At 71.0% G+C, this 10,276-nt stretch carries 7 protein-coding genes and 1 pseudogene; 6 read left to right on the forward strand and 2 right to left on the reverse strand.

The window, feature by feature from the left end:
• The 5 genes from J1C73_RS32745 to J1C73_RS32765 all read left to right on the forward strand — a co-directional run.
• Positions 1 to 619: ABC transporter ATP-binding protein (locus tag J1C73_RS32745; protein ID WP_207319539.1), on the forward strand; the 619-nt coding region annotated here is incomplete at its 5' end.
• Positions 616 to 3,192 (forward strand): ABC transporter permease, encoded by a 2,577-nt coding sequence (locus tag J1C73_RS32750; RefSeq protein WP_207319540.1) that lies wholly within the window; start codon positions 616 to 618, stop codon positions 3,190 to 3,192. The genes J1C73_RS32745 and J1C73_RS32750, both read left to right, overlap by 4 nt.
• Before the next feature lie 437 nt (positions 3,193 to 3,629).
• The gene (gene mfd, locus J1C73_RS32755) at positions 3,630 to 7,163 is read left to right on the forward strand and encodes a transcription-repair coupling factor (RefSeq protein ID WP_207319541.1); all 3,534 of its coding nucleotides are present in this window, start codon (positions 3,630 to 3,632) and stop codon (positions 7,161 to 7,163) included.
• Positions 7,164 to 7,272: 109 nt separating this feature from the next.
• Positions 7,273 to 7,893: an ArsR/SmtB family transcription factor gene (locus J1C73_RS32760; protein WP_207319542.1), complete on the forward strand. Its 621-nt coding sequence runs from the start codon at positions 7,273 to 7,275 to the stop codon at positions 7,891 to 7,893.
• On the forward strand, positions 7,890 to 9,224 hold the full coding sequence (locus J1C73_RS32765; protein ID WP_307797847.1) for an MFS transporter: 1,335 nt from the start codon (positions 7,890 to 7,892) through the stop codon (positions 9,222 to 9,224). The genes J1C73_RS32760 and J1C73_RS32765 overlap by 4 nt, the downstream gene beginning before the upstream one ends.
• An 8-nt stretch (positions 9,225 to 9,232) precedes the next feature.
• On the opposite strand, the gene J1C73_RS32770 is transcribed toward J1C73_RS32765, so the two are convergent.
• Complete coding sequence (locus J1C73_RS32770) at positions 9,233 to 9,388, reverse strand: ATP-binding protein (RefSeq protein ID WP_242645039.1); 156 nt, start codon at positions 9,386 to 9,388, stop codon at positions 9,233 to 9,235.
• A 35-nt stretch (positions 9,389 to 9,423) separates the two neighbouring features.
• On the opposite strand from J1C73_RS32770, the pseudogene J1C73_RS32775 reads away from it, so the two are divergent.
• Positions 9,424 to 9,672: pseudogene (locus J1C73_RS32775) on the forward strand (UTRA domain-containing protein); the annotation flags it as partial.
• 52 nt (positions 9,673 to 9,724) lie between these two features.
• On the opposite strand, the gene J1C73_RS32780 reads toward J1C73_RS32775, so the two are convergent.
• The coding region (locus J1C73_RS32780; protein WP_207319543.1) for a TetR/AcrR family transcriptional regulator at positions 9,725 to 10,276 on the reverse strand (552 nt) is incomplete at its 5' end.

The following is a 10,276-nucleotide window of genomic DNA, read 5'->3' on the forward strand; positions in this document are numbered from 1 at the left end:
CCCGTCCGGCTCCGGCAAGTCGACGCTGATGCACTGCCTGGCCGGACTGGACACCGTGACGTCCGGTCAGATCCACCTCGCCGAGACCGAGATCACCGGTCTCAAGGACAAGAAGCTGACCCAACTCCGCCGCGACCGCATCGGGTTCATCTTCCAGGCGTTCAACCTCCTGCCGACGCTCAACGCGCTGGAGAACATCACGCTGCCGATGGACATCGCGGGCCGCAGGCCGGACGCCGCCTGGCTGCGGCAGGTCGTGGAGACCGTGGGCCTCTCCGACCGGCTGAAGCACCGGCCGACCGAGCTCTCCGGCGGCCAGCAGCAGCGGGTCGCGGTGGCGCGGGCGCTCGCCGCCCAGCCGGAGATCATCTTCGGTGACGAGCCGACCGGGAACCTGGACTCGCGGGCCGGCGCCGAGGTGCTGGACTTCCTGCGCAAGTCCGTCGACGAGCTGGGCCAGACCATCGTCATGGTCACCCACGACCCGGTCGCCGCCTCCTACGCGGACCGGGTGCTGTACCTCGCCGACGGGCGCATCGTCGACGAGATGCTCAACCCGAGTGCCGATCAGGTGCTGGACCGGATGAAGGACTTCGACGCGCGCGGGCGGACCTCATGACCGTCTGGAAGACCTCGATGCGCAACTTCTTCGCGCACAAGGGGCGGATGGCGCTGTCCGCCGTCGCCGTCCTGCTGTCGGTGGCGTTCGTGTGCGGCACGCTCGTCTTCACCGACACGATGAACACCACGTTCGACAAGCTCTTCGCCGCGACGTCGGCCGACGTCACCGTCAGCCCGAAGTCCGCGAAGGTCGACGACACCCCCCAGAACGGCAAGCCCGAGTCGCTGCCCGCCTCCGTGGTCGCGCAGGTCGAGAAGGCCGACGGGGTGAAGAAGGCCGAGGGCTCCGTCTCCAGCATGGCCGTCACGGTCGTCGACAGCCACAACAAGAACATGGGCTCCGAGACCGGCGCCCCCACGATCGCCGGCAACTGGACGCAGAACGAACTGCGTTCCATGGAGATCACCTCCGGCCACGCACCGCGCGGCCCGACCGAGGTGATGGTCGACGCCGACACCGCGGACAAGCACCACCTGAAGCTCGGTGACGAGCTGCGCACCATCGCCGTCACCGGCGACATCCGGGCGAGGATCAGCGGCATCGCCGCCTTCAAGGTCACCAACCCCGGTGCCGCGATCGTCTACCTCGACACCGCCACCGCCCAGCAGAAGCTGCTCGGCACCCGCGACGTCTTCACCCAGATCTCCGTCACCGCCGAACCGGGCGTCAGCGACTCGCAGTTGAAGCGGAACGTCGCCACCGCCCTGGACGGTCCGGCCGCGTACAAGCTCCAGACCCAGAAGGAGGCCGCGGAGGCCAACAAGGACTCCATGGGCTCGTTCCTCGACGTCATGAAGTACGCGATGCTCGGCTTCGCCGGGATCGCCTTCCTCGTCGGCATCTTCCTGATCGTCAACACCTTCTCGATGCTGGTCGCCCAGCGCACCCGCGAGATCGGCCTGATGCGGGCCATCGGCTCCAGCCGCAAGCAGGTCAACCGGTCCGTGCTGCTCGAAGCGGTGCTGCTCGGCATCGTCGGATCGATCCTCGGCGTCGCCGCCGGGGTCGGCCTGGCCGTCGGCCTGATGAAGGTCATGGGCGCGGTGGGCATGGAGCTGTCCACCGAGGACCTCACCATCGCCTGGACGACTCCGGTGCTCGGACTCGCGCTCGGCATCATCGTGACCGTCCTCGCCGCCTACGTCCCGGCCCGCCGGGCCGGCAAGGTCTCCCCGATGGCCGCCCTGCGCGACGCCGGAACCCCGGCGGACGCCAAGTCGGGCTGGATCCGGGCCGGCCTCGGCCTGGTCCTCACCGGCGCCGGCGTGGCCGCGCTGTGGACGACGGCCCAGGCGGACAAGGCGAGCGAGGGCTCGCTCTTCCTCGGCCTGGGCGTGGTCCTCACCCTCATCGGCTTCATCGTGATCGGCCCGCTGCTCGCCGGTGTGGTCGTGCGGGCGCTCAGCGTCGTCGTCCTGCGCCTGTTCGGCCCGGTCGGCCGGCTGGCGGAGCGCAACGCCCTGCGCAACCCGCGCCGCACCGGGGCGACCGGCGCCGCCCTGATGATCGGCCTGGCCCTGGTGGCCTGCCTGTCGGTGGTCGGCTCCTCGATGGTCGCCTCGGCCACCGACGAGCTGGACAAGTCGGTGGGGGCCGACTTCATCGTGCAGGTGGACGGCGGGAGGCCGGTCAGCCGGCAGGCCTCCGCAGCGGTCGAGGGTGCACCCCACCTGGCCCACGTCACCCATCTCAAGGAGGTGCACGCCAAGCTGACGCTGCCGGGAGGCGGCACCGAGAAGGTGGGTCTGACCGCCGCCGATCCGACGTACGCGCAGGACCTCAGGCGCGAGACGCTGTCGGGCGAGCTCTCCGCCGCCTACGGCAAGGACGCGATGTCCGTCGGTTCGAAGTTCGCGAAGCGCCACGGCATCAAGGTCGGGGACCGGCTGAAGGCCGCCTTCGAGCACGGCTCGACAGCGACGCTGAAGATCGCCGCCATCACCTCCGACGACTCCGCCCTCGACACCGGGGCGATGTACACGAACATCACCACGGCGGCGCGCCACGTCCCGGCCGACCGCATGCCTCTGGACGCGATCGTGTTCGCGAAGGCGGCGCCGGACCAGCAGGACCAGGCGTACAAGTCGCTCAAGGCCGCCGTGGCCACGGACCCGACCATCAAGGTGTTCGACCAGACCGATTTCAAGCAGGAGCTGAAGGACCAGATCGGTCAGCTGCTGAAGATTGTCTACGGACTGCTCGCCCTGGCCATCATCGTCGCGGTGCTCGGAGTCGTGAACACCCTCGCGCTCTCGGTGGTGGAGCGTACCCGGGAGATCGGCCTCATTCGCGCCATCGGCCTTTCCCGCCGGCAACTCCGTCGCATGATCCGGCTGGAATCCGTTGTGATCGCCGTCTTCGGCGCTCTGCTCGGACTCGTCCTCGGAATGGGATGGGGAGCGGTGGCACACAAGCTGCTCGCACTGGAGGGGATGAAGATCCTCGAAATCCCCTGGCCGACCATCATCGCGGTATTCGTCGGTTCGGCCTTCGTCGGACTGTTCGCGGCCCTGGTCCCGGCATTCCGGGCCGGCCGGATGAACGTCCTGAACGCCATCGCGACGGAATAGAGAAGGACCGGCGCGGGGCCGGAAGGAGGAAGCGCGCAGCCGGTGACCCGAAAAGGGTCACCGGCTGCGCGCTTCCTCCTGGACTCCGTTCTCCTCGTGGCGATCGAACCCGGCCGCCGGGTGGTCGTCGACTTCCGGGCACGGCCCGGGTCCCGCGCGGACGGCGCCAGGAGCACGGCTGCCACGGACGGGTGAGGCGCCGCTCACCGTAGACTGGCGAATCCGGCCCCGGGACGTTCCTCCAAACGCCCCGGGGCCGGATTGCGTCCCTGTGCCGCCCCGGGAGCGCTCCCGGATGTCCGTTGCGGAAGCGGCTGTCACTCCGGAGTCGTACGCTGGACGCCCCGGCCCGTATGACGTGTCGGGCCCTTCGCGTTGCCCCCTGGCAGCAGCCGGCTGCCAGGCCCCACCCTCGTTACCCCGGACGGAAGCCCTTCATGAGCCTGCACGGTCTGCTGGATGTCGTCGTACGTGACCCGGCGCTCTCCGAAGCGGTGAAGGCCGCCGGAGACAGCCACCGGATGCACATCGACCTGGTGGGCCCGCCCGCCGCCAGGCCCTTCGCCGTGGCCGCGCTGGCCAGGGACGCCGGGCGGACCGTGCTCGCCGTCACCGCGACCGGACGCGAGGCCGAGGACCTGGCGGCGGCGCTGCGCACGCTCCTGCCGCCGGACACGGTCGCGGAGTTCCCGTCCTGGGAGACGCTGCCGCACGAGCGGCTCTCGCCCCGCTCCGACACCGTGGGCCGCCGGCTGGCCGTGCTGCGGCGCCTCGCGCACCCGAGGCAGGACGACCCGGAGACCGGGCCGGTCTCCGTCGTCGTCGCGCCGGTGCGCTCCGTGCTCCAGCCGCAGGTCAAGGGGCTCGCCGACCTGGAGCCGGTGGCGCTGCGGATCGGGCAGAGCGCCGATCTCGGCGAGACGGTCGAGGCGCTCGCGGCCGCCGCGTACTCCCGGGTCGAGCTGGTCGAGAAGCGCGGTGAGTTCGCGGTGCGCGGCGGCATCCTGGACGTCTTCCCGCCGACCGAGGAGCACCCCCTTCGGGTGGAGTTCTGGGGCGACGACGTCGAGGAGATCCGCTACTTCAAGATCGCCGACCAACGGTCGCTGGAGATCGCCGACCACGGGCTGTGGGCGCCGCCCTGCCGCGAGCTGCTGCTGACCGACCAGGTCCGCGAGCGGGCCGCCGCGCTCGCGGAACAACACCCCGAGCTGGGTGAACTTCTCAACAAGATCGCCGAGGGCATCGCGGTGGAGGGCATGGAGTCCCTGGCACCGGTTCTCGTCGATGACATGGAGCTGCTGATCGACGTGCTGCCCAAGGGCTCGATGGCCGTGGTCTGCGACCCGGAGCGGGTCCGCACCCGGGCCGCCGACCTGGTCGCCACCAGCCAGGAGTTCCTCCAGGCGTCGTGGGCGGCCACCGCGGGCGGCGGCGAGGCCCCGATCGACGTCGGCGCGGCCTCGCTGCGCGGCATCGCGGACGTCCGCGACCGGGCCCGTGAGCTGGAGATGATGTGGTGGTCGATCTCCCCGTTCGCGGCGGACGAGGAGCTGGACGACGACACCCTCAAGCTCCGGATGCACGCCCCGGAGGCGTACCGGGGCGACACCGCCCGCGCGCTCGCCGACACCAAGGGCTGGCTGGCCGACGGCTGGCGCACGGTGTACGTCACCGAGGGCCAGGGCCTCGCCTCCCGTACCGTCGAGGTGCTGGGCGGCGAGGGCATCCCGGCCCGTCTCGACGCGGATCTGGCGGAGATCTCGCCGTCCCTGGTCCATGTCTCCTGCGGCGCGATCGACCACGGCTTCGTCGACCCGGAGCTCAAGCTCGCCGTCCTGACCGAGACGGACCTGACCGGTCAGCGCACCGCCATCAAGGACCTGGGCCGGATGCCGGCCCGCCGCCGCAAGAGCATCGACCCGCTGACGCTGGAGACGGGCGACTACATCGTCCACGAGCAGCACGGCGTGGGCCGCTACATCGAGATGGTGCAGCGCACTGTGCAGGGCGCCACCCGCGAGTACCTCCTCGTCGAGTACGCCCCCGCCAAGCGCGGCCAGCCCGGCGACCGGCTCTACATCCCCACCGACCAGCTGGAGCAGGTCACCAAGTACGTCGGCGGCGAGGCACCCACCCTGCACCGGCTCGGCGGCGCCGACTGGACCAAGACGAAGGCACGCGCCAAGAAGGCCGTCAAGGAGATCGCCGCCGACCTGATCAAGCTCTACGCGGCCCGGATGGCGGCCCCCGGCCATGTCTTCGGCCCGGACACCCCCTGGCAGCGCGAACTGGAGGACGCCTTCCCGCACGCGGAGACGCCCGACCAGCTCACCACCATCGCCGAGGTCAAGGAGGACATGGAGAAGTCCGTCCCCATGGACCGGCTGATCTGCGGCGACGTCGGCTACGGCAAGACGGAGATCGCGGTGCGCGCGGCCTTCAAGGCGGTCCAGGACGGCAAGCAGGTCGCCGTCCTCGTCCCCACGACCCTCCTGGTCCAGCAGCACTACGGCACGTTCACCGAGCGGTACTCCCAGTTCCCCGTCAACGTACGGGCGCTGAGCCGCTTCCAGTCCGAGTCCCAGTCCAAGTCGACGCTCGAAGGGCTGCGCGAAGGCTCCGTCGACCTGGTCATCGGCACCCACCGCCTCTTCTCCTCCGAGACGAAGTTCAAGGACCTGGGCCTGGTCATCGTCGACGAGGAACAGCGCTTCGGCGTCGAGCACAAGGAGCAGCTGAAGAAGCTCCGCGCCAACGTGGACGTCCTCACCATGTCCGCGACACCCATTCCCCGTACGCTCGAAATGGCGGTGACCGGCATCCGCGAGATGTCGACGATCACCACACCGCCCGAGGAGCGCCACCCGGTCCTCACCTTCGTCGGCCCGTACGAGGAGAAGCAGATCGGCGCGGCCATCCGCCGCGAACTGCTCCGCGAGGGCCAGGCGTTCTACATCCACAACCGTGTCGAGTCCATCGACCGGGCCGCCGCCCGGCTGCGCGAGATCGTCCCCGAGGCGCGGATCGCCACCGCGCACGGCCAGATGTCCGAACAGGCCCTGGAACAGGTGGTGGTGGACTTCTGGGAGAAGAAGTTCGACGTCCTGGTCTCCACGACGATCGTCGAGTCCGGCATCGACATCTCCAACGCCAACACCCTGATCGTGGAGCGCGGCGACAACTTCGGCCTCTCCCAGCTCCACCAGCTGCGCGGCCGGGTGGGCCGTGGCCGCGACCGCGGCTACGCCTACTTCCTCTACCCGCCGGAGAAGCCGCTCACCGAGACGGCCCACGAGCGGCTCGCCACGATCGCCCAGCACACCGAGATGGGCGCGGGCATGTACGTGGCCATGAAGGACCTGGAGATCCGCGGCGCCGGAAACCTCCTGGGCGGCGAACAGTCCGGCCACATCGCGGGCGTCGGTTTCGACCTGTACATCCGCATGGTCGGCGAAGCGGTCGCCGGCTACCGGACCTCGCTGGAAGGCGGCGCCGAGGAGGAGGAGCCGCCGCTGGAGGTCAAGATCGAGCTGCCGGTCGACGCGCACATCCCGCACGACTACGCCCCCGGCGAGCGCCTCCGCCTCCAGGCGTACCGCTCGATCGCCTCGGCCTCCTCCGAGGACGACATCAGGGCCGTCCGCGAGGAGCTCACCGACCGCTACGGAAAGCTTCCGGAACCGGTCGAGAACCTCCTCCTGGTGGCCGGCCTGCGCATGCTGGCCCGCGCCTGCGGCGTCGGTGAGATCGTGCTCCAGGGGCAGAACATCCGGTTCGGCCCGGTGGAGTTGCGCGAGTCGCAGGAGCTCCGCCTGAAGCGCCTGCACCCGAAGACGATCATCAAGCCGGCCCTCCACCAGATCCTGGTCCCGCGCCCGACGGCCGGCAGGATCGGCGGCAAGCCGGTCGTGGGCCGCGAACTCCTGGCGTGGACGGGGGAGTTCCTCACGACGATCCTGGGGTCGTAGGCAGAGGTAGCGGAGGCGGCGGAGCTCGCAGGGAGGACGCATTGCGCACTGCACGGTCCGGCGATATGAGAGTTGACTCTCACGAATTGTGAGAGGATTCTCTCACATCATGGACTTCAGCAACCCCCTGGGCGATGTCGAGATCACCGATCCGCAGGCGATGCGGGCACTGGCGCACCCGGTGCGGCTGGCGATCCTCGACCACCTGCACCGGAACGGGCCGGCGACCGCGACCGAGCTGGCACCGGACGTGGGCGCCACTCCCTCCGTGACCAGCTGGCACCTGCGTCACCTGGCGGCCTTCGGGCTGGTCCGGGACAGTGCGCCCGGACCGGACCGCCGGAGCCGGCGCTGGGAGGCGGTGGCGCGCGGATTCCGGTTCGAGGAGTCGCTGGACCCGGCGGACGACGAGGGCCGGTCGGCCGCCCGGGAGCTCTCGCGGCAGATGTTCCTGCGCTACGCGGACGCCCCGGTCCGCTGGTCGGCCGAGGTCGAGCCCGGACTCGATCCCGCCTGGCGCAGGGCCGCCGGGCTTGCCAACACCCGGGTCAGAGTCTCCGCCGAGGAACTCGCCGCCATCCAGGACGGGATCGAGCGCGTACTCGCGCCCTACGTCACCCGCGACCCGGCCGACCGCCCGGCCGACAGCCGTGACGTCGTGCTGATGCGCTACGCCCTGCCGGAAGGTGACGGGGAACCGGACGAGGGCCCGGCGGGACGGACGCCGTGAACGGCGCAGAGGGGGTGAGCGGTGCGGACGGGACCCCCGCCATATCGCTGTGGCGGGACCGGCGGTTCACCCGGTTCTGGGCCGGCAACTCGGTCTCGCAGTTCGGTGACCGGATCACCGAACTGGCCCTGCCCCTGATCGCCGTCGGAGCGCTGAACGCCTCGGCCAACCAGGTGGCCTGGCTGACCGCACTCATCTGGACCCCCAACCTGCTCGCGATACTTCTGGGCGCCTGGGTCGACCAACAGCCCCGCAAGCGCCGCCTGATGATCCTCGCGGACCTCCTGCGCGCGGCGGTCCTGCTGAGCCTGCCGGCCGCCTACGCGCTCGGCGCGGTGACGCTCGCGCACCTGTACGCCGTGGCGGTGCTGGCGGGCGCGGCCGGAGTGCTGTTCAACACCGCCTACCCCCCGTTCTTCGTACGCCTCGTCCCCCGCGCCTCCTACGTCGACGCGAACAGCAAGCTCAGCACCAGCCGTTCGGCGTCCTACGTCGTCGGCCCGGCGATCGGTGGCGTCCTGGTCCAGGCGCTCACCGCGCCCGTCGCCATCGTGGTGGATGCCCTGACCTTCCTGGCCTCGGCGGTCCTGATCAGCCGGGTCCCGGTCGACGAACCGCCGCCGACCGCCAGGGACAAGGACGCGCCCTCCCTGGCCCGGCGCGCCGGGGAAGGCCTCGCGTTCGTCGTGCGGCACCCGGTGCTCCGGGCCACTCTCGGCTGCGCGGCCACCGTCAACTTCTTCACCTTCGTCGCGGGCAGCGGGCTCCTCGTGCTGTTCGCCAGCCGGAGTCTGGGGCTCTCGGCGGGCGCGATCGGCGTCGCGCTCGGGGTGGGGGCCACCGGTGGGCTGCTCGGCGCGGTGTGCGCTCCCGCGATCTCGCGACGGCTCGGTGTGGGGCGCAGCATCGTCGTGGGCGCCGTGCTGTTCCCCGCACCGATCGCCATCGCCGCCGCGGCGCACGGCCCTCTCTGGCTCGGCGCCGGGGCGCTGGCGACGGCCGAGTTCCTCTCCGGCTTCGGCGTCATGATGTTCGACGTCAACCTCAACTCCCTCCAGGCATCGGTGATCCCCGACGGAATGCGCAGCCGCGTCGCGGGGGCGTACAGCACGATCAACTACGGCATCCGCCCCGTGGGCGCCGTCGTGGGCGGCCTGCTCGCCACCCTCGTGGGCCTGAGGCCGACCCTCCTCGTCGCCGCCGTCGGGGGAGCCCTGTCGGTGCTCTGGCTGCTGCCTTCACCGGTACCGGGAATCCGCTCCCTGGCCCCGGACACGGCTGCGAGCACGGCCGGTGACGGGGAGGGCGAGAGCCGTCCGGTGGCCGGCTGATTCGGCGGTCACGAGGGCGCGGGCTCGGGCGCGGTCGAGGTCTTGAACACCAGCCATACGGTCTTGCCGGCGATGTGGTCATCGACCCCGAAGTCATCGGCGAGTTCGCGTACGAGGTGTAACCCGCGTCCGGAGCAAGCGTCGTCGCCTGGCTGCTGGACCACCGGTAGGCCGGGCCCGGTACGGCGATGACGGGGGCCGGAAGATCCCCGGCGGCACGCCCACCCTGCTCGCGGAACTGGGCTACCCGCCGCGACTCGGCGTGGACCGGGTCTCGGCGCGAGTGCCCACCCAGGAGCAGTACCAGGCGCTGCGGCTGCCCGGTGGACTGCCGGTTCTGCGGACGCTGCGTGTCGTCTACAGCGAGGCCGAACGGCCCATCGAGGCGACCGTCATGGTGAAGGCCGGCCATCTGTACGAGCTGCAGTACGAGTTCACGGCGGAGTGAGCGGGGCCGGCCCCGCCGCTGAGGGGCGGGCGCTGTTCTCCTTGCGTGAGGGTCAGTGGGCCCCCTCCGCGTCGAACAGCAGACCCGCGACCGACCTGAACACCTCCTCCGGGTCCCGGTCGCCCACCGCCCCGCCCAGGTTGCCGCTCAGCAGCAGCGTCGCGAAGCCGTGGGCCAGGGACCAGGCGGCCGTGCCCGCGAGTGCGGCGTCCTCGCCGCGGCCGGCGGCGGGAAGTCCGCTGACGCCCGCACGCAGTTCCACCGAGGCCCGGAGCTTCGCCGCCACCAGTTCCGGATCGTCGGCGCGGCAGAGCTCCGGCTGGAACATCACCTGGAAGTGCGCCGGGTGCTCGGTGGCGAAGCGCACGTACCGCACACCGCGCTCCCGCAGGTCCGGGGCGTCGGCCAGGGCGTCGGCGAAGAGCTCGTAGCCCTCGGTGGCGATGGCGGTGAGCAGGCCCGTGCGGTCCTTGAAGTGGTGGGCGGGGGCGGCGTGGGAGACGCCGGCCCGGCGGGCCAGGTCGCGCAGACTCAGCGCGCCGGGGCCCTCGGTGCGGATGACGTCGAGGGCGGCGGTGAGGACGGCCCGCCGCAGATCGCCGTG

It is taken from the genome of Streptomyces laculatispora, from assembly GCF_017353455.1.
Taxonomy (GTDB): Bacteria; Actinomycetota; Actinomycetes; order Streptomycetales; family Streptomycetaceae; genus Streptomyces; species Streptomyces laculatispora.

Excerpts from the sequence above, each read along its gene's own strand:
- J1C73_RS32750 (WP_207319540.1), top strand. The coding sequence starts at position 616 with ATGACCGTCTGGAAGACCTCGATGCGCAACTTCTTCGCGCACAAGGGG.
- mfd (WP_207319541.1), top strand. The coding sequence starts at position 3,630 with ATGAGCCTGCACGGTCTGCTGGATGTCGTCGTACGTGACCCGGCGCTC.
- J1C73_RS32760 (WP_207319542.1), top strand. The coding sequence starts at position 7,273 with ATGGACTTCAGCAACCCCCTGGGCGATGTCGAGATCACCGATCCGCAG.